Genomic DNA, 19438 nt, shown 5'->3' with positions numbered 1-19438 from the left:
GGCGGATCAGACGCGGGTCACCGTCAGCGCGTTGCCCGCCTCGATGTCCGGGATGTCGACCCGGACCGTGTCGCCGTCACGGACTTCGCCCGACAGCAGTTCCTTCGCGAGCTTGTCGCCGATCGCCGACTGGACCAGCCGCCGCAGCGGGCGGGCGCCGTAGATCGGGTCGAAGCCGTTGAGGGCGAGCCACTCGCGGGCGCCGTCGGTGACCTCCAGGTGCAGCCGGCGCTGGGCCAGCCGCGCGGCCAGCCGGGCCACCTGGATGTCCACAATGGACGTCAGCTGCTCGGTGCCGAGCGAGTGGAACACGACGATGTCGTCGAGCCGGTTGAGGAACTCCGGCTTGAACTGCCGCTGCACCACGTCCAGCACCGCGTCCCGCCGCTGGCGTTCGTCCAGGTTCGGGTCGGCGATGGCCTGCGAGCCGAGGTTCGACGTCAGGATCAGGATGGTGTTCCGGAAGTCGACCGTCCGGCCCTGGCCGTCGGTCAGCCGCCCGTCGTCGAGGACCTGCAGCAGCACGTCGAAGACGTCCGGGTGGGCCTTCTCGACCTCGTCGAGCAGCACCACCGAGTACGGCCGGCGCCGGACGGCTTCGGTCAGCTGCCCGCCCTGGTCGTACCCGACGTACCCCGGCGGGGCGCCGACCAGGCGCGCCACCGAGTGCTTCTCGGCGTACTCGCTCATGTCGATCCGCTGGATCGCCCGCTCGTCGTCGAAGAGGAACTCCGCCAGCGCCTTGGCCAGCTCGGTCTTGCCGACGCCGGTCGGGCCGAGGAACAGGAACGACCCGGTCGGCCGGTCCGGGTCGGCGACGCCGGCCCGGGCGCGGCGCACCGCGTCCGCCACGACCTGCACGGCTTCGGGCTGGCCGATGACCCGCCGGCCCAGCTCCTCTTCCATCCGGAGCAGCTTGCCGGTCTCGCCCTCGAGCAGCCGTCCCGCCGGGATGCCGGTCCACGCGGCCACGACGTCCGCGACGTCGTCGGCGCCGACCTCTTCCTTGAGCATCACGTTCTGCTGGCTCGCCTCGTTCGCGGCCGTCGCGGCCTCGAACTCCTTCTCCAGCGCCGGGATCCGGCCGTAGCGCAGCTCGGCGGCCTTGCCAAGGTCACCGTCGCGCTCGGCGCGCTCGGACTCGCCGCGCAGCTGTTCCAGCTGCTCCTTGAGCTCGCGGACCTTCTCGATGGAGCCCTTCTCGTTCTGCCAGCGCGCGGTCAGCGCGGTCAGCGTCTCGCGCTTCTCGGCCAGCTCGGCGCGCAACGCGCTGAGCCGGTCCTTCGAAGCCGCGTCGCTCTCCTTGGCGAGCGCCATCTCCTCGATCTCGAGTCGGCGCACAGCGCGTTCGACCTCGTCGATCTCCACCGGCCGCGAGTCGATCTCCATGCGCAGCTTGGACGCGGCCTCGTCGACCAGGTCGATGGCCTTGTCCGGCAGGAAGCGCGCGGTGATGTAGCGATCGGACAGCGTCGCCGCGGCGACCAGGGCGGCGTCCGTGATCCGGACGCCGTGGTGCACCTCGTAGCGCTCCTTCAGCCCGCGAAGGATCGCGATGGTGTCCTCCGGCGACGGCTCGCCGACCAGCACCTGCTGGAAGCGCCGCTCCAGGGCGGCGTCCTTCTCGATGTGCTGGCGGTACTCGTCGAGCGTGGTCGCGCCGACCATCCGCAGCTCACCGCGGGCGAGCATCGGCTTGATCATGTTGCCCGCGTCCATCGCGCCCTCACCGGTCGCGCCGGCGCCGACGATGGTGTGCAGCTCGTCGATGAAGGTGACGACCTCGCCCGCGGAGTCGGTGATCTCCTTGAGCACGGCCTTCAGCCGCTCCTCGAACTCGCCGCGGAACTTTGCGCCGGCCACCATCGACCCGAGGTCGAGGGCGATGACGCGCTTGCCGCGCAGCGACTCGGGGACGTCACCGGCGATGATGCGCTGGGCCAGGCCCTCGACGATCGCCGTCTTGCCGACGCCCGGCTCGCCGATCAGGACCGGGTTGTTCTTCGTGCGCCGCGACAGCACCTGCACGACCCGGCGGATCTCGGTGTCCCGGCCGATGACCGGGTCGAGCTCGCCGGCACGGGCGCGCGCGGTCAGGTCGACGCCGTACTTCTCCAGCGCCTTGAACGTGCTCTCCGGGTCCGCGCTGGTGATCCGGGCGGAGCCGCGAACCTTGGCGAACGCCTCACGCAGCGCGTCCGGGGTGGCGCCGTGCCGCTTGAGCAGGTCGGCCACCTGGCCGCCCTCGGTGGCCAGCCCGACCAGCAGGTGCTCGGTCGAGACGTACTCGTCGCCCAGCTCGGTCGCCAGCTTCTGGGCGTGCGTCAGCGACTTCACGGCGAAGGTGTCGAACTGCGGGCTCGACACGGTCGCACCGGTCGCCGACGGCAGCGCCGCGGTGATCGGCTCGAGCTCCTTGTGCACCACCCCCGGGTCGGCCCCGACCGCGGTCAGCAGCGGTGCGGTCAGCCCCTCACCCTGCGCCAGCAGGGCGCCCAGCAGGTGGGCGGCCGACACGTGCGGGTTGCCGGCCATGGTGGCCGCCTGCGCCGCGGACGAGATCGCCTGCTGGGTCTTCGTGGTCGGGTTGAAAGCGTCCATCCCTCACCTCATGCTCGATTACAAGAAAGTCCTGGTGACAGGCCTGACCGAAGCCCGTCAATCTCTACAACGCACGAAGACTTGAGTCTGTTCCGCTCAACTTTGGCCGGGTGCGACCGCGTCCGCCGGCAGCCGGGGCGCGAGCGTCCCGAGCCCGGCGACGGCGAGCCCGGCGCACACCCCGACCAGCACCCAGGGTAACCAGTCGGCGACCGAGAACAAGGCCACCACAGCGGGCGCGAGGACCTGCGCCATGGTGAACGCGTACTGGTACGCAGCGAGATAACGTCCACGGGCGTCCGGAGGTGCCGCAGCCTCGGCGAGCGCCCCCGAGCGCGGCCCGAAGACCAGGTCGCCGGCGGCGAACACCAGCGTCGAGACCAGCAGGTAGACCACCCGCCAGCCTTCGGGGACGAGCAGCACGCCCAGGCTGACCAGGCACCACGCGGAGAACAACGCCGAGCCGGCCCGCATCGCGCCGATCCGGGTCAGCTTCGCCGTGAGCCGCAGCGCGAGCGTGCCGCCGACGCTGGTCAGCACGGTGAGCAGGGCGAGGATCGCGCCCGGCAGCCAGGCCGGGCCGTGCAGCCGGTCGAGGACGAACACCGGCGTGCCGATCAGGAAGAACTCGAGCGAGAGCCCGAACAGGCCGCTGAACAGGATCAACGCGAGGTACGGCCGGTTGCGCAGCACCCGCGCGGGCCGCTCGCAGTCCCTCTGGTGCGGTCGCACGAGCTGGACGCAGAAGCCGAGGATGCCGGCGGCGACGACGAACGTGCCGACGTCCAGCAGGAGCGCGACCCGGTACCCGGCCAGCCCCTGCCAGGTCAGCAGCACTCCCGCCACCAGCCCGCCGAGGCCGAAGCAGCCGGCCCGCACCATCCCCACCTCGGCGAACGGCCGATCCTTCGGGACGTCGCCCGCGACGTCGGCGATGAGCACGAACAGGGAGCTGTAGAACAGCTGCTGCCCGGCGGCGAGCAGGACCGCGGCGAACACCACGGCCCCGGCGCCGTCGGCCACCAGGTACGCGCCGGCGCCGGCGGCCTGCAGCAGCTGGGCGCAGATGACGACGACGCGCGGCCCGACGCGGTCCACCAGCCGTCCGGCCAGCGGCGGCACGACCAGGCCGCCGACCGTGCCGAGGGTGACCGCGGTGCCCGCGACGGCGAGCGGCACGCCGACCACCTGGGTCACGTAGACCAGGGCGAGCGGGAGAAACAGACCTGAGCCGAAGTTGTCGATCCCCAACGCGCACAGCAGTGCGACCCGGCTACGCGTCACCCATCGACGTTAGCTCTGGTCAGCACCGGGAAGTCAGGACCGAACGGAGACAATCGGTCACGCCGAATGCAACTGGCGGTGTGACCGATTGCCCGTCCGTCACTTGGTCGTGTCAGCGAGACACGCCACGCTGCCGAGCGCGCGGCGGAGGTCGGTGTTCATCTCCGCGAGCCGCCCGGTGAGGTCGGTGACGCGGGCGTCGTCCCAGCCGCCGAGGGCCTGCTCCATGAACTCGAGGTAGTTGGTCCGCCAGTTGGCGAGCTCCGCGCGGCCCTTCTCGGAGACGCTCACCAGCGTCGCCCGGCCGTCCTCGGGCGCGGGACGGCGGTCGATCAGCCCGGCGGCGGAGAGCTGGGTGATCTGCCTGCTGACGACGGACAGGTCGACGAACCGGCGTTTCGCCAGCTCGGAGGGCCGCGCCTCGCCGTTCTTCGCCAGGTCCGACAGCAGCATCGCGGCCGCGGGGTGCAGCCCCGGCGCGTCCTGCCAGGCCTGCATGATCCAGGCGTGCTGCAGCTGGGACGCGGTTTTCAGCTCACGCATGAGCTCGACCCGGACGTCGTCCTCGGTGTCGTCGAAACTCATCGGAGCCCTCCCGGTACTGCCTGTTAGTTGTGCAATACAAGTTTATTGCCGGACACTTGCGCAGGGCAAGCATCGGCCCGGTGAGGTCCCCCACGCCGACACTGGCGGCAATACACCCGGTCGGAGCAACAATGCGGGCAAAAGGGCGCCCGGCCGCTACCCTGCGGACGGGCCGCGCACGAAGCGTGCGCGGAGTGACTGGGCGGAAGCGATGGACACCGGGAGGCGGCTGTGCGCGGAACTGCCGTCGTCGTGCCCGGACCGGCGGTGACCGACCGGGTGCCGCCCACCCTCCGTCCCCGACCGGCGAACCCCGGCCCATGACAGCCGACTCGGTCAGCCCGCTCCCCCGCTCCTCGACCTCGCGCGAGGCACCCCCGGCCGTCACCGCGATGGTCCAGCTCATCCGGGACAGCTGGGCCAGGTCCGAGCCGTACATCGCGGACATCTCCCAGTTCTTCTACGGGATGCTGTTCACCCTGGCGCCGACCACGCGCGACTTCTTCCCGATCAACATGGAGATCCAGCGCGGCCGGCTGGTGCGCGCGCTGGTGCACATCGTGCAGATGGTCGACCGGCCCGACGACCTGGCGCCGTTCCTGCGGCAGCTGGGGCGCGACCACCGGAAGTTCGGCGTGGCGCCCCGGCACTACGAAGCCGTCGGCACGGCGCTGCTGGCGTCGCTGAAGAACCACCTCGGCCGGGAGTGGACGCCCCAGGTCGAGCGGGCCTGGGCCGAGGCGTTCACCATCGCCGCGCGCGCCATGCAGGACGCCGCCGCGGCCGACCAGAACCCGCCGTCGTGGCACGCCACCGTCGTCGAGCACCGGCGGCTGACGTGGGACCTCGCCCTGGTGCGGCTCGTCCCGGACCAGCTGGTGCCCTACCACCCCGGCCAGTACATGAGCGTCGAAGTGCCGCAGCGGCCGCGGCTGTGGCGCTACCTGTCCCCGGCGAACGCGCCGCGCGAGGACGGCGGCATCGAGTTCCACGTCCGCGCCGTCGACGGCGGCTGGGTATCGCGCGCCATCGTCAGCCACACGCAGCCCGGCGACGTCTGGCGGCTCGGGCCGCCACTGGGCCGGCTGGCGGTCGACCGCGAGGCCGCGCGGAACGTGCTGATGATCGCCGGCGGCACCGGCATCGCGCCGCTGCGCTCGATCCTCGACCACCTCGCGCTGTGGGGCGAGAACCCCAAGGTGCGCCTCTTCTACGGCGGCGCGGCCCGCGAGGACCTCTACGACCTCGAAGAACTGCGTGCGCTCGCCTCCATCAACCCCTGGCTGAACGTGACGCCGGTGGTGGAGCGCGGCGGCGACGTCCCCGGGTTCGAGCAGGGCACGCTCGCCGAGGCCGTCACGCGCTACGGCTCCTGGCCGGGGCACCACATCCTCGTCTCCGGCTCGCCGGCGATGATCCGGGCGACCGTCTCGCGGATGCTCGTCGCGGGCAGCGCGCTGGACCAGATCCAGTACGACCCGTTCACGATCGACTAGCGCCCGACAATGGTGACGCACTCGTCCGATGAATGAGTCGGTTGCACTTCGGCAATTGTTACGGGTTTTCGTGAATCCTTCCGGGTGATCGTTTTTACGCAGTGCCAGGCCGGGTTGACCGCGCGTGGCGAAATTGCTCCGTTCGAGGGGAACGCGCGGAATCACGCGCATCTGCACGGGAATGCGCCTACAGTCGGGAACCCTCGGGGGCGGTACCGCTACAGCTGTGCCGCGTGGACGGCGCCACAAAGCCATGCACGACTGGAGAAAACCGTTCCCGATGACTGCTGAATCCGTGAAGATCCCCACCCTGCCCGTGTCCACCCCCGTTCCCGTTTCGGCTGGAGAGGGCCGAGAGATGGCCCGGCTGATCCGGGAAAGTTTTGCGGTGGTCGAGGCGAAAGCCGACGAACTCGCGCAGTACTTCTACGGTGCGTTGTTCGTGGTCGCGCCCGATTGCCGTGACCTGTTCCCGGTCTCCATGACGACCCAGCGCAGCAGGCTGCTGCGCGCGCTGGTGTACGTCGTGCAGATGGTCGACCGGCCGGACGAGCTCGTCACCTTCCTCGGCCAGCTGGGCCGCGACCACCGCAAGTTCGCGGTCGTCGCGCGCCACTACGACGCCGTCGGGATCGCCCTGCTCGCGGCGCTGAAGCGGTTCCTCAAGGACAAGTGGACGCCCGAAGTGGAGTCCGCGTGGTCCACGGCGTACGGGATCATCGCCAAGACCATGCGCGAGGCCGCCCAGGCCGAGACCGGGCCGGCGTCGTGGTCGGCGACCGTGCTCGAGCACCGGAAGCTCACCCGCGACGTCGCGCTGGTCAAGGTGCAGACCGAGGGCCTGCTCCCGTACCGCGCCGGCGGTTACGTCAGCGTGGAGGTGCCGCAACGACCGCGGTTGTGGCGGTACCTCTCGCCGGCGAACGCGCCTCGCGGCGACGGCCAGCTCACCTTCCACGTGCGGACCGTGCCGGGCGGCTGGGTCAGCGGCGCCATCGTCAACCACACCAAGCAGGGTGACGTCTGGCGGCTCGGGCCGTCGATGGGCGCGCTGAGCGTACGGCCGAGCACCACGAAGAAACGGCTGCTGATGATCGCCGGCGGCACCGGGCTCACGCCGTTGCTCGCCATCCTCGACGACCTCCAGCGGTGGAAGCGGAACCCGCCGGTGCACCTGTTCTTCGGTGGCCGCAGACCGGAAGATCTCTACGCACTGGAAGATTTGCGACGGCTGAGCGCTACGTCGAAGTGGCTTACGGTAACCCCGGTTACCGAAGAGGGCGCTTTGTCCGGCGGCGACCGCGGCACGCTCGCCCACGCAGTGACCCAGCGCGGCACGTGGAAGAACCACGACGTGCTCGTTTCCGGATCTCCGCAGATGATCCAGGCGACGATTGCGAAACTGCTGACCAAGGGCGTCGATCTGGAACGAATATCGTACGACCCGTTCACGCTCGACTGATCGCTCGCTATCGTCGCCGATATGGAGACGACTATTCCGGTTTCGGGCGGCATCGGCGGTTACCTGGCGGAACCCGAGGGAGCGGGGCCGCACCCGGGCGTGGTGCTCATCCACGACGCGTTCGGGCTGAGCCAGGACACCCGCAACATCACCGACCGCTTCGCCGGCGAGGGCTTCCTGGCCCTCAGCCCCGACCTGTACTCGCGCGGCGGCATGCGCCGGTGCGTGCGGCGCGTGTTCTCGGACATGTTCGCGAACCGGGGCCAGGCGTTCGACGACATCGAGGCGTCCCGCGCGCTCCTGGCCGCGCGCCCGGACTGCAGCGGCCGGATCGGCATCGCCGGGTTCTGCATGGGTGGCGGCTTCGCGCTCGTGGCGGCGTCACGCGGCTTCCAAGCGTCCGCGCCCTACTACGGCCAGCTGCCGAAGAACCTGTCCGTGCTGGACGACGCCTGCCCGATCGTCGCGAGCTTCGGCCAGAAGGACTTCGGCCTGCGCGGCGCGGCCGCGAAACTCGAGACGGCGCTCACCGAGCGTGAGGTCCCGCACGACGTCAAGGAGTACCCGGGCGCCAGTCACGGGTTCGCCAACAAGATCGACGTCGCGGCGCCGCTGAACCTGCTGCTCAAGGTCGTCGGCTTCACCTACCACCACGAAGCGTCCGAGGACGCGTGGCGCCGGGTGACGGACTTCTTCGGTGAACACCTGGACCGACCTTCGCGCTGAGCCGACCGGAGCAGGAAAACCGCCGAATGGCGGTAGTTCGTTGACCGTTGTGCCCGAATCAACTTATGGTCTAGACCACATCTCCCCCGGATGTGCTCGTTCGCCCTCCCTCCGGAACGACGTCGTTCCCCCTTCGAGGAGCCGAAATGACCTTGAAGCGCAAGTTCTTGGCGGCCGCCGCCGGTGCGATCCTCGCGCCGGTGCTGGTGGTCGTCCTCCCTGCCGCCTCAGCCAGTGCCCACGGTTACATCTCCGACCCACCCAGCAGGCAGGCCAACTGCGCGGCGGGGAAGGTGCCGAACTGCGGGCAGATCGTCTACGAACCCCAGAGCGTCGAGGGCCCGAAGGGCCTGCGCAGCTGCAACGGCGGGCTGTCCCAGTTCGCCGAGCTGGCCGACGAGTCGAAGCCGTGGCCGGCCAAGTCCGTCGGCACGACGGTGACGTTCAACTGGGTGTTCACCGCCCGGCACGCCACGTCGAGCTACGACTACTACATCGGCAACACCCGCGTCGCGACGTTCCCCGGCAACAACCAGCAGCCGCCGGCGACGCTGTCGCACACGGTGAACCTCTCGGGCTATTCAGGCCGGGTGAAGGTGCTGGCCATCTGGAACATCTCGGACACGTCCAACGCGTTCTACAGCTGCGTCGACCTCCAGATCGGTGGTGGCGGCACGACGACCCCGCCGCCCACCACCACGCCGCCGCCGACCACGACCCCGCCGCCCACCACGACCCCGCCCCCGACGACGACCCCGCCGGCCGGCGGAACGTGGGCCGCGGGCACGGCGTACAAGGCCGGTGACGTCGTCACGTACGGCGGCGCGAGCTACCGCTGCCTCCAGCCGCACACGGCGATCGCGGGCTGGGAGCCGCCGAACACCCCGGCCCTCTGGCAGCGCCAGTGAGGTTCCTGCTGGTCGCCGTCGCACTGCTGCTGGCCGGATGCGGCAGCGGCGCGACGGCGGCCGCCCCGGCGTACAACGCGGCCGACGTGATGTTCCTGCAGATGCTGATTCCCCAGAACCAGCAGGGCATCGAGATCGCCCGGCTGGCGCAGACGCGGCAGCTGCCCGCGGACCTGAAGGTCCTGGCGGCGGCGATCGAGTCGACGCAGCAGACCGAGATCAACGACATGAAGAGCTGGCTGAGCAGCTGGAACCAGCCGGAGACGATGGACATGAACCCGGCGGCCCACGCCGGCCACGGCGGCATGCAGATGACCGCCCCGGACCTGGTCGGCACGCTGAAGACCGCACCGGACACGGAGTTCGGCCGCAAGTTCCTGGACGTCCTGACGGGTCAGCAGCAAGGAGCCGTCGAGCTGGCCCAGACGGAGAACGGCACGAGCGGCGGTGTCAACGCCCAGGCCCGCGACCTGGCCCGCCGGGTCATCGAGTCGCGCAGCGCCGAGGTGAAGCAGCTGCTGAACTTCAAGCCCTGACGCGCCCGGGGCTTGAAAGCCGTGAAGGCCTCCTTACCGGCTTTGAGAGCCGGTAAGGAGGCCTTCACGGACCTTGCGGACTAACGGCGCTTGGGGCGCCAGACCACCATCGCGGTCTGCTGGTTCATCGGGACCAGGTCCCGGCGGTAGGAAGCGTGCGCGGCCGCCGCGGCCTGCTCCCCGGCGGCGTACGCCGCGGCCAGTTCCTCGGTGATCTCCGACAGCCTCGCCCGCAGCGCGTCGACCTGGTTCTCCAGCTCGATGATGCGCTTGATGCCGGCCAGGTTCACGCCGTCTTCCTGCGACAGCCGCTGGACCTCGCGCAGCAGCGCGATGTCCCGCATCGAGTAGCGGCGCCCGCCGCCGGAGGTGCGGCCCGGCGACACCAGGCCCTGCCGGTCGTAGGTGCGCAACGTCTGCGCGTGCATCCCTGCCAGCTGGGCCGCCACCGAGATGACGAACACCGGGGTCTCTTCGTCCTCCTCCGGGGGAATCCCGCCGAACATCCCACTCACCTGCCTTCGAGCAGCTCAGTGATCTCCGGCCGGGGGTCGTGCCCGGCCATCGCCTCGGCGTACGACTGCAGAGCCTCGCGCGCCTTGTCGTCCAGTTTGGCGGGAATCGCCGCTTGCAGGGTGACGAGCAGGTCACCTTGCGCACCGTCGCGCTTCGCGATGCCCTTGCCGCGCACGCGCAGCACCCGCCCGCTCGCCGTGCCGGGCGGCACCTTGAGCGAGACCTTGCCATCGAGGGTCGGCACCGTGATCGTGGTGCCGAGCGTGAGCTCGGTGAAGTCCACCGGCACCGCGATCGTCAGGTCGAGCGCCTTGCGCCCGAACAACGCGTGCGGAGCCACGTGCACCCGGACGTACAGATCGCCCGCCTGCGCGCCACCCCGGCCCGGCTCACCCTGACCGGCCAGCCGGATGCGCTGGTCGTCGTCGACGCCCGGCGGGATCCGGACGGTCAGCGTGCGGGTCCGCGTGCTGATGCCTTCGCCGCCGCACTCGGGGCACGGGTCGTCGATGATCTGCCCGCGGCCGCGGCAGTCGCGGCACGGCTCCGAGAACGCGAACGCGCCCTGGCTCCGGCTGACCAGGCCCGACCCACTGCAGGTCGGGCAGGTCCGCGGCGACGTGCCCGGCTTCGCGCCGTTGCCGCCGCACGTCGAACAGGTCGCCGGGCTCGACAGCCGCAGCGGCAGGGTCGCGCCCTTGACCGCCTCGGTGAAGTCGATCCGGACGTCCGTCTCGACGTCGGCACCGCGCTGCGGCCGGTTCGCCGTCGCGCCGGCCGACGACCGGCCGCGGCCGAACAGCCCGCCGAGGATGTCGCCGAGCCCGCCCATCCCGCCCTGCTGGCCCGCACCCGCGCCGGCCTGGCCGAAGATGTCGCCCATGTCGAAGCCGCCGGAACCGCCGCCGGTGGGGAAGTTGAATCCGCCACCGCCCGAGCCGCCGAACAGGCGCCGCGCCTCGTCGTACTCCTTGCGCTTGCTGGCGTCGGAGAGCACGCCGTAGGCCTCGGAGACCGACTTGAACTTCTGCTCCGCCTGCGCGTTGCCGGCGTTCGCGTCCGGGTGGTTCTCCTTGGCCAGCTTGCGGTAGGCCTTCTTGATCTCGTCCGCCGTGGCGTCGGAGGAGACGCCCAGTTCCCGGTAGAAGTCCTTACCGATCCATTCCCGAGCACTCATCGGGCGCCTCCTCCTTCCGCTGGAACCGGATACTGCTTACTGCTGCTGCTCATCGAGTCCGCTGTCGAGCGGCAGTTCGCCACCGACCGGCGGGTCCACCTGGGCCGCGCCGGGCTCGTGGTCGGTCACGCCGACCAGCGCCGCCCGCAGCACGCGGTCGCCGAAGCGGTAGCCGCGGCGCATGACCACGGTGACCGTCGGGCCCGCCACGTCCGGCGAGGTGTTGTGCTGCACGGCTTCGTGCACGCTCGGGTCGAAGGGCTCGCCCTCGCTGCCGAACGACTCGAGCCCCGCGCGCTGCAGACCGCTGATCAGCTTGTCGCCGACGGCCTTGAACGCCCCGGTGAGGTCACCGTGCTGGTCGGCCCGCTCGAGGTCGTCGAGCAGCGGCAGCAGATCGTTGACCACCGTCGCCTTCGCGCCGATCACGACCGCTTCGCGGTCACGCTCGACGCGCTTGCGGTAGTTGGCGTACTCGGCCTGCAGCCGCTGGAGGTCGGCGGTGCGCTCGGAGAGCTCCTTCTCGACGTCGGAGACCACGGCCACCGAATCGTCCATGATGGACTCGCCGAGCGAGGGGCCCGCGTGTTCCACGGGCGCCTCGGGCTCCGGCGCCGCGTGGGCCGGACCGGGCGGGCGAACCTGCCCGGTCTGCGGGTCCACGCGACGTCGATCACGCACGACCACCGGCTCCTCGGGGCCGCGGCCCTGGTTCTCGGATTCGTCGTAGCTGTGGGTCACTTCTTCTCGTCCTCTTCGACGATCTCGGCGTCCACCACGTCGTCGGCCTTGTCCTGAGCACCGGCCGCGCCGGTGTCACCGGCGGCACCCGAAGCTCCGGCCGCACCGGCCGCGGCGTCGGCGTTCGCGTTGGCGTACAGGGCGGTGCCCAGCTCCTGCGAAGCGGTGTTCAGCTTCTCGATCGACTCGCGGATCTTCGCCGAGTCGGTGCCCTTCAGGGCTTCGTTCGACTCGTCGATCGCGGACTTGACCTTGCCCTTGAGGTCCTCGGGCAGCTTGTCGTCGTTGTCCTTGAGGAACTTCTCGGTCTGGTAGACCAGCGTCTCCGCCTGGTTGCGGGTCTCGGCCTCTTCGCGACGGGTCTTGTCCTCCTCGGCGTGCGCCTCGGCGTCCTTGACCATCCGCTCGATGTCGTCCTTCGGCAGCGCGGAGCCACCGGTGATCGTCATCGACTGCTCCTTGTTCGTGCCCAGGTCCTTGGCCAGGACGTGCACGATGCCGTTCGCGTCGATGTCGAAGGTGACCTCGATCTGCGGCACGCCACGCGGGGCCGGCGGGAGACCGGTCAGCTCGAACATGCCGAGCTTCTTGTTGTGCGCCGCGATCTCGCGCTCACCCTGGAACACCTGGATCTGCACCGACGGCTGGTTGTCGTCCGCGGTGGAGAAGATCTCCGAGCGCTTGGTCGGGATCGTGGTGTTGCGCTCGATGAGCTTGGTGAACACGCCACCCTTGGTCTCGATGCCCAGCGACAGCGGGGTCACGTCCAGCAGCAGGACGTCCTTGACCTCACCCTTGAGCACACCGGCCTGCAGCGCCGCGCCGACCGCGACGACCTCGTCCGGGTTCACGCCCTTGTTCGGCTCGCGGCCGCCGGTCAGCTCCTTGACCAGGTCCGACACGGCCGGCATGCGGGTGGAACCACCCACGAGCACGACGTGGTCGATGTCGCCGACGGCGATGCCGGCGTCGCGGATCACGTTGTTGAACGGGTTGCGGGTGCGCTCGAGCAGGTCCGAGGTGATCTTCTGGAACTCGGCGCGGGAAAGCTGCTCGTCGAGGAACAGCGGGTTCTTGTCGGCGTCGACCGTGATGTAGGGCAGGTTGATGCCGGCCGAGTTCGAGCTGGACAGCTCGATCTTCGCCTTCTCGGAAGCCTCACGGATGCGCTGCAGCGCCATCTTGTCCTTGGTGAGGTCGATGCCGTTCGTGGCCTTGAACTTGTCGACCAGCCACTTGACGATGCGCTCGTCCCAGTCGTCGCCACCGAGGTGGTTGTCACCGGAGGTCGCGCGGACCTCGACGACGCCCTCGCCGATCTCCAGCAGCGAGACGTCGAACGTGCCGCCACCGAGGTCGAAGACCAGGATGGTCTGTTCCTTCTCGCCCTTGTCCAGGCCGTACGCCAGCGCGGCGGCGGTCGGCTCGTTGACGATGCGGAGCACGTTCAGGCCGGCGATCTGGCCGGCTTCCTTGGTGGCCTGCCGCTGCGCGTCCTCGAAGTACGCCGGGACGGTGATCACCGCGTCGGTGATCGTCTCGCCCAGGTACGCCTCGGCGTCGCGCTTGAGCTTCATCAGCACTCGCGCGCTGATCTCCTGCGACGTGTAGTTCTTGCCGTCGATCTCGGTCTTCCAGTCGGTACCGACGTGCCGCTTCACGGACCGGATGGTCCGGTCGACGTTCGTGACCGCCTGGTTCTTCGCCGGCTGACCGGTCAGCACTTCGCCGTTCTTGGCGAAGGCGACGATCGACGGGGTGGTCCGGGAGCCTTCCGAGTTGGCGATGACCGTCGGCTCGCCGCCCTCCAGGACGGCGACGACCGAGTTGGTCGTGCCGAGGTCGATGCCGACCGCTCGCGCCATGGTGCTTCCTCCTGTGTATGCCTGCTATGGTTCGTGACCTGCAAATTCGTCCTCGCCTTGAGCGAGGTACTGGCAAGTTCTATCGGGCCTTCACGCGCCTCGTCAAGTCGGACTTGAGTCGACTGCGCTCAACCTTACATGGTGGCTAACGAGCGGTCCGGGGTTCTTGTTCCCGGAGTCGGCGACAGACCTGGTCCCGAGCGGGTGTGAGGCCGCTCACCAGGTGGTCCACCTGGGATGGGACGAGCACCGAGCGAAGCTTGCTCACCGGCAGACCGTTCCCCGCGCCGGCGGGCGGCCGCTCATCAGGTAGTCCACCTCGGCCGCGCGGGCGCACGCGGAGTTGAACAGCCCCGTGTGGCCGTCGTCGGTGCGAGTCAGCAGGGTCGCGCCGTCGATGCTCGCCGCCAGGCCGCGGGCCCAGGCCAGTGGCGTCGCCGGGTCGTGGGCGCCGCCGACCACCAGGATCGGCGGGGCGCCGTGCACCGGGTGGGGCTGCGGTGGGTTCTTCGCCGGGACCGGCCAGCCGGTGCAGCCGCTCGTGAAGTCCCAGTACTCGGAGTACCGCCAGCTGTGCGGCGCCGCGATGCGGAGCACCCCGGCCATCAGCCCCATGTCCGCGGGGCCGGTGAACGGCGACGGGAAGTCGTGGCAGCCGATCGCCCGGTAGGCCCCGTAGATCGGGGAGAGGAACTGGTTCCGCTCGGTCAGGCCCTTGGCGTCGGGGAACTCCCCGCCGGCCGCGGCCAGGGCCCGGCCCAGCGCGGGCCACTCCTCGCGGATGTAGAGGTGGTTGTAGACGCCCGCCGAGATCTCGTCGGCCGTCGCGGACCGCCCCAGCTCGCTCGACCAGACGGCACCGCTGCCCGCCCGGGCCACGACGTCGTCGTAGAAGCGCAGGACGTCCCGGCCGTGCAGCGCGCAGTCCGCCGAGCCGCGGCACCAGTCCGCGAACCGGACCAGCGCGTCTTCGGTGGCCGCGGCCTCCTCCAGGATCGCCCGGCGCAGCGGCCGGGCGTGGTCGACGGCGCCGTCGAGCACCATCGTGCGCACCCGGTCCGGGTGCTTCGACGCGTAGACCGCGCCCAGTTCGGTGCCGTAGGAAAGGCCGAGCCACGAGATCTTCGCTTCGCCGAGCGCGGCCCGGATCGTCTCGATGTCCTCGGCCGCGCTCTGCGTGTCCGCGTTCGCCAGCAGCGGCCCGGTGCGGGCCAGGCAGTCCTGGCCCGCCGCGCGGTTGTGCGCCACCAGCGCGGCGAACCCCGGCCCGGTCGCCGGGAACCGGTCCAGTGCCGGGTCGTACAGCGTCGCCGGGTCGCAGGTGATCCGCGGCGTGCTGAACCAGTCGCCGCGCGGGTCGAAGCCGACGATGTCGTACCGCTCGCGCAGCCGCGCGAGGTCCGGCGACGCCAGCCCGCCGTACTGCACGAATCCGACACCGGAGCCGCCCGGCCCGCCCGGGTTCACCAGCAGCGATCCGATCCGGTGGGCCGGGTCGAGCGCCGGCAGCCGGGCCAGCGCGAGCCGCGCCGAGCCCAGGCCTGGTTGTGCGCGGTCGATCGGCACGTCGACCGCCGAGCACTCGGCGGCCGGTTCCTGCTGGGTGGCACACGGGTGCCACGGCAGGACGGCTGCCTCCGCGACGGCCGGCACCGCCGCCAGGACCACGACCGCCGCGACGAACGCGACGACCCGGCGCATGTCCATGATCTGGTTCCTCCCCCTGCACGCCGGCTTTCGGCGTGCCCCCTTCCTAACAGCGGCCCCCGACAATTCAGGAGCGGCGGCCGGTCCAGGCGGAGAAGAAGAAATCCGGAGTCTCTTGCAGCGCAACGGTTTCCGCCGCGGTGCCGTCCCACGAAGTCACTCGATAGTGGGAATCCACCGTGACCGGCACCCCCTGCGCCGGCGTCTCGGTGTTCTCGCCGCGCGTGAAACCCACGACGCCGAACATCGCGACGGCCCCCAGCAGCGCGGCCGCCAGCACGCGCCGTTCGATCTTGCCCATCGGAATTTCCCCTGTGTCGTAATAAAAGTCGGTGTGAGAGAAGCGTCAGGCCGCGCGGACCGTGACGCTGCCGCTGTCGGTGTTGAGGTCGAGCGTGTGCGCAGCGGACCCGTCGGTCGGGACGTCGATCTCGCGGTGCCCGCTGTCGCTGTCGCCCTGGACGCGGTACGGGCCGCCCGGCACGGTCAGCTCGATGCTGCCGCTGTCGGCGTGCACCTTGACGTCGTTGGCCTGCGCCAGCGTGAACTCGACGCGGCCGCTGTCGGCGCCGACGTCGACCGGGCCGCGCACGTCGTCGCCGGTCACGCTGCCGGAATCGCTCTGCACCGTCACCGCGCCGACGTCGTGCAGGTCGATGGACCCGCTGCTGAGGTGGAGCTTCACCGCGCCGGAGACGTCTTCGACGCGGGCGCTCCCGGAGTCGGCCTGGACGTCGACGCTCGCCACGCCGGCGATGTCCAGCCCGCCCGAGTCGACCTTGCCGGTGACCGGCACGCCGGCGGGCACGACGACCTCGAAGTCGACCGAGCAGTTGTTCCCGCAGTCGCCGAGCACGAGCTGGTCGCCGTCGACGCGGTAGAAGGTGTCGCCCGGGTTGCCGCGCCAGTGGTAGTTGATCTCCTGGTGCACGGTCGACGGCCCGGTGCCGGTGCGGATCTTCACGTCACCCGAGTCGCCTTCGAGCTTCACGCTGCGAATGGTCTGCGAAAGCGTGTTGTCGTTCTGGAAGTCCGATCCCCAGCCCCAGCCGAACGCGGTCGCCAGGCCGACGCCGATCAGTGCGATGCCACCCAGAGCCAGAAGCGGGCGCGCCATGGTCTTTGGTCCCCTCAGTGAAGTTTCCCTCTGCCCGGAAAACGTTAGGACCGGGACACCACCCAGTACATGGGGGTAACCCCCCGAAGAACCCTGAGATCCGTCCCTGACACGCGGGGTCGCGCTCCGGGGCCTAACCTGGCGGACGTCTCCAGTTCCGTGATCAGGAGGATCCATGCCGCAGCAACCCGGCCCGTACGAATCCCTGCCCGACGTGCCGTCCTTCACCCTCCGCAGCAACGACGTCGCCGACGGCGAAACGCTGGCGACGCCCCACTTGTCCGGCATCTTCGGCGCCGGCGGCGAGGACCGCTCGCCGCACCTGGCGTGGGAGGGCTTCCCGGCGGAGACCAAGAGCTTCGTCGTGACCTGCTACGACCCGGACGCGCCCACCGGCAGCGGCTTCTGGCACTGGGCCGCGTTCAACCTCCCGGCGACAGTGACGGAGCTGGCCTCGGGCGCGGGCGACGGCTCCGGCCTGCCCGACGGCGCGGTGACGCTCAAGGGCGACGGCGGCGTCAGGCAGTACCTCGGCGCGGCGCCCCCGCCCGGACACGGCCCGCACCGCTACTACTTCGCGGTGCACGCGCTCGACGTCGACAAGCTGGAGATCGGCGAAGACTCGACGCCGGCGTTCCTGGGCTTCAACATGTTCGGCCACACCCTGGCCCGCGCGGTGCTCACGCCGGTCTACGAGAACAAGGGCTGACGGCGCTGGATCGGGGTATCGGCAACGACACCCCGGTCCCACCCCGGCCGAAGCCTTTCAGCGCAACGACTCCGCGTTGACGCCCTCGCGCTCCAGGTAGCGGCCCTTCGTGTGCTCGCCGAAGCCGAACTGCCGGTACAGCCCGTGGGCGTCGGCCGTGTGGAGCATCCAGCGGAAGCCCGCGCCAGGGCCGTTGTCGATCATCTCGCGGACGATCTCCTTGCCGACGCCGGTTCCGCGCGCGGAGTCCACTACGAACACGTCGGCCAGGTACGCCGACGAGACGCCGTCGGAGAACGCGCGGGCGAAGCCGACCAGCTCGCCGCCGCGGTAGGCGCCGACGACCCGCCACGAGCCTTCGACGGCCGCCTCGATCTGCGCGCGGGTGCGCCAGCGGCCCCAGTACGCCTCGGTGGAGAGGAACTTCCACACCACCTCGAGGTCCAGCCGCGCCCGGTCGTCGTCGAGTTCGTAGTCGCCGAATGTCCGCATGATCGGCAAGCTACCCAAGACCGGCGGCTCAGCCCCACTGATATTTCAGGAACTTGCCGTCCATCGTGACGACCACGCGCTCGCCGCCCGGGTCCTCCCGGCGCGAGACGTCGAGCTTGAAGTTGATCGCGCTCATGATCCCGTCACCGAACTGCTCGTGGATGAGCTCCTTGATCGTGGGCCCGTAGACCTGCAGGACCTCGTAGAAGCGGTAGATCGTCGGGTCGGTGGGCACCACGTCGTCGAGCGCGCCGCGCGTCGGCTGCAGGCGCAACGCGGCTTCGGCGTCGGCGTCCAGCTCCAGGACCTGCGCGGCCTTCGCGGCGATCTCCGCGGGCACCGGGTGCTGGCCGAGCAGCGCGGACGTCGTCCAGGCGAGCGGCGCGTCCAGGGTTTCGGCGAGCTGGGCCCAGCTGAGGCCGAGCCGGACCTTCGCGGCCAGAACGGCCTCTGCGGCTTCTTGCTTCGTGGTCATGCGCCGACGCTAGATCACCTGGGTTTCAGCAGGTAGGCGACAACCGGGCGAAGCTCGTCGGCGGACGGCGGCTCGTCGTCGATCAGGCCCTGGATCAGCAGCCCGTCGATGCCGGCCAGGAAGACCCGGAAGGACACCTCGTCGTCGTGGCGGACCATCGACGTCAGGACGTCCAGCCAGCGCCGCGCGGCCGGGCGCAGCTCGGGCTTGCGGGCCGCGAGCAGGTACAGCTCGTACTCCGCCATCGTGCGGCCGCGGCGCGGTCCCAGCGCCTCCGCCAGCAGGCCCGCGACCTCCTCGGCGCCGCGGCTGCCGCGCGAGCGGGCGCGGTCGATCATCCAGTACACCTCGGTCGCCATGTCGCGGGCGCACGAGATGAGCGTTGCGATCAGGAGGTCGTCCAGGGACGAGAAGTGGTACGTCGTGGACGTCGTGGGGACGCCGGCCTCGGTCGCGACCGTGCGGTGGGTGACGCCCGCGACGCCGTCCCGCTCGATCACCCGCAGCGTCGCCGCGATGATCTCCGCGCGCCGCTTCTCCCCGCGGACCTTCCGGCCGTCGACCTGCAGTTTCACGACGCCGCGCTCCCGATCTCGATCAGCACCACGCCACCGATCACCAGCGCCAGCCCGGCGATCATGGCCGCGTTGACCGGTTCCTTGAGGAACACGACGCCGACGATCGCGACCAGCGCGACGCCGGCGGCGGCCCAGATCGCGTACGCGACGCCGATCGGCAGCCCCTTCTTCAGGACGTACGACAGCGCGACGAACGCGACGGCGTACCCGAGCACCACGATGATCGACGGGCCGAGTTTCGAGAAGCCCTCGGAGAGCTTCAGGGAGACCGTCGCGGAGACCTCGGCGGCGATCGCCAGCGCGAGGAGAAGGTACGCACCCATAGGGTGAAAACTACCTGAACGATCGTCCCAAAACAAAGAGCGACGTACACCACATCGGTGGGACTTAGCCCCACTCAGCGGGTTACTCATCAGTAAGGAAGGTTAGTCTCCCGGCACCACCACTGATCCATCCGGACGAA

General features: G+C 70.2%; 20 protein-coding genes. 6 read left to right on the top strand and 14 right to left on the bottom strand.

Going from position 1 to position 19438, the window contains the following annotated elements; genetic code table 11:
• Window positions 1–6: 6 nt before the first annotated feature.
• The 3 genes from clpB to OG570_RS12270 all read right to left on the bottom strand — a co-directional run bounded on the left by clpB (window position 7) and on the right by OG570_RS12270 (window position 4470).
• Window positions 7–2601 carry an ATP-dependent chaperone ClpB gene (gene clpB, locus OG570_RS12280; protein ID WP_247059351.1) on the bottom strand — a complete coding sequence of 865 codons (2595 nt, stop codon included), beginning with the start codon at window positions 2599–2601 and terminating at the stop codon, window positions 7–9.
• Window positions 2602–2697: 96 nt separating this feature from the next.
• Complete coding sequence (locus OG570_RS12275; RefSeq protein ID WP_326956566.1) at window positions 2698–3885, bottom strand: MFS transporter; 1188 nt, start codon at window positions 3883–3885, stop codon at window positions 2698–2700.
• A gap of 99 nt (window positions 3886–3984) precedes the next feature.
• Window positions 3985–4470 carry a MarR family winged helix-turn-helix transcriptional regulator gene (locus OG570_RS12270; RefSeq protein ID WP_326945256.1) on the bottom strand — a complete coding sequence of 162 codons (486 nt, stop codon included), beginning with the start codon at window positions 4468–4470 and terminating at the stop codon, window positions 3985–3987.
• A 320-nt stretch (window positions 4471–4790) separates the two neighbouring features.
• Here OG570_RS12270 and OG570_RS12265 point away from each other — a divergent pair, with 320 nt between their 5' ends.
• The 5 genes from OG570_RS12265 to OG570_RS12245 all read left to right on the top strand — a co-directional run bounded on the left by OG570_RS12265 (window position 4791) and on the right by OG570_RS12245 (window position 9598).
• Complete coding sequence (locus OG570_RS12265; RefSeq protein WP_326956565.1) at window positions 4791–5966, top strand: globin domain-containing protein; 1176 nt, start codon at window positions 4791–4793, stop codon at window positions 5964–5966.
• Window positions 5967–6324: 358 nt separating this feature from the next.
• Complete coding sequence (locus OG570_RS12260) at window positions 6325–7428, top strand: globin domain-containing protein (protein WP_247059355.1); 1104 nt, start codon at window positions 6325–6327, stop codon at window positions 7426–7428.
• A 21-nt stretch (window positions 7429–7449) separates the two neighbouring features.
• Entirely contained in the window at window positions 7450–8154 is a 705-nt protein-coding gene (locus OG570_RS12255) for a dienelactone hydrolase family protein (protein ID WP_326956564.1), read from the top strand.
• 146 nt (window positions 8155–8300) lie between these two features.
• The gene (locus tag OG570_RS12250) at window positions 8301–9062 is read left to right on the top strand and encodes a lytic polysaccharide monooxygenase (RefSeq protein WP_326945258.1); all 762 of its coding nucleotides are present in this window, start codon (window positions 8301–8303) and stop codon (window positions 9060–9062) included.
• Window positions 9059–9598, top strand: coding sequence for a DUF305 domain-containing protein (locus tag OG570_RS12245; protein WP_326956563.1), 540 nt, complete (start codon window positions 9059–9061; stop codon window positions 9596–9598). Before OG570_RS12250 ends, OG570_RS12245 begins: the two co-directional genes overlap by 4 nt.
• Window positions 9599–9678: 80 nt before the next feature.
• Here the strand turns inward: OG570_RS12245 and OG570_RS12240 are convergent, their stop codons facing one another.
• The 7 genes from OG570_RS12240 to OG570_RS12210 form a co-directional block, all read right to left on the bottom strand.
• Window positions 9679–10104, bottom strand: coding sequence for a heat shock protein transcriptional repressor HspR (locus tag OG570_RS12240; RefSeq protein WP_326956562.1), 426 nt, complete (start codon window positions 10102–10104; stop codon window positions 9679–9681).
• A gap of 5 nt (window positions 10105–10109) precedes the next feature.
• Complete coding sequence (dnaJ, locus tag OG570_RS12235; RefSeq protein WP_326956561.1) at window positions 10110–11291, bottom strand: molecular chaperone DnaJ; 1182 nt, start codon at window positions 11289–11291, stop codon at window positions 10110–10112.
• Between the two features lie 36 nt (window positions 11292–11327).
• Window positions 11328–12032: a nucleotide exchange factor GrpE gene (grpE, locus tag OG570_RS12230; RefSeq protein ID WP_326956560.1), complete on the bottom strand. Its 705-nt coding sequence runs from the start codon at window positions 12030–12032 to the stop codon at window positions 11328–11330.
• Entirely contained in the window at window positions 12029–13897 is a 1869-nt protein-coding gene (gene dnaK / locus OG570_RS12225) for a molecular chaperone DnaK (protein WP_326945262.1), read from the bottom strand. The genes grpE and dnaK overlap by 4 nt, the downstream gene beginning before the upstream one ends.
• A 264-nt stretch (window positions 13898–14161) precedes the next feature.
• Complete coding sequence (locus tag OG570_RS12220; RefSeq protein WP_326956559.1) at window positions 14162–15604, bottom strand: alpha/beta hydrolase; 1443 nt, start codon at window positions 15602–15604, stop codon at window positions 14162–14164.
• Between the two features lie 67 nt (window positions 15605–15671).
• Window positions 15672–15905, bottom strand: a complete 234-nt coding sequence (locus OG570_RS12215; RefSeq protein WP_326956558.1) for a hypothetical protein — start codon at window positions 15903–15905, stop codon at window positions 15672–15674.
• Between the two features lie 45 nt (window positions 15906–15950).
• A complete protein-coding gene (locus tag OG570_RS12210) occupies window positions 15951–16721 on the bottom strand; it encodes a DUF4097 family beta strand repeat-containing protein (protein WP_326945265.1) in 771 nt (256 codons plus the stop codon).
• 175 nt (window positions 16722–16896) lie between these two features.
• Between OG570_RS12210 and OG570_RS12205 the strand changes: the two genes are divergently transcribed.
• Window positions 16897–17430, top strand: a complete 534-nt coding sequence (locus tag OG570_RS12205) for a YbhB/YbcL family Raf kinase inhibitor-like protein (RefSeq protein WP_326956557.1) — start codon at window positions 16897–16899, stop codon at window positions 17428–17430.
• Window positions 17431–17487: 57 nt separating this feature from the next.
• Here OG570_RS12205 and OG570_RS12200 read toward each other — a convergent pair whose 3' ends face one another.
• Genes OG570_RS12200 through OG570_RS12185 form a run of 4 tightly spaced genes read right to left on the bottom strand, consistent with a single transcriptional unit; the run spans window position 17488 to window position 19298 of the window.
• Window positions 17488–17922 carry a GNAT family N-acetyltransferase gene (locus tag OG570_RS12200; protein WP_326956556.1) on the bottom strand — a complete coding sequence of 145 codons (435 nt, stop codon included), beginning with the start codon at window positions 17920–17922 and terminating at the stop codon, window positions 17488–17490.
• Between the two features lie 28 nt (window positions 17923–17950).
• The gene (cynS, locus tag OG570_RS12195) at window positions 17951–18397 is read right to left on the bottom strand and encodes a cyanase (RefSeq protein WP_326945268.1); all 447 of its coding nucleotides are present in this window, start codon (window positions 18395–18397) and stop codon (window positions 17951–17953) included.
• Between the two features lie 14 nt (window positions 18398–18411).
• A complete protein-coding gene (locus tag OG570_RS12190) occupies window positions 18412–18972 on the bottom strand; it encodes a TetR/AcrR family transcriptional regulator (protein ID WP_247059375.1) in 561 nt (186 codons plus the stop codon).
• Window positions 18969–19298: a DMT family transporter gene (locus OG570_RS12185; RefSeq protein WP_326945270.1), complete on the bottom strand. Its 330-nt coding sequence runs from the start codon at window positions 19296–19298 to the stop codon at window positions 18969–18971. Before OG570_RS12185 ends, OG570_RS12190 begins: the two co-directional genes overlap by 4 nt.
• Between the last annotated feature and the right edge of the window lie 140 nt (window positions 19299–19438).

The organism is Amycolatopsis sp. NBC_01286 (assembly GCF_035982555.1).
In the GTDB taxonomy this organism is placed as follows: Bacteria; Actinomycetota; Actinomycetes; order Mycobacteriales; family Pseudonocardiaceae; genus Amycolatopsis.
This window is presented reverse-complemented; position numbering and strand designations above follow the sequence as displayed.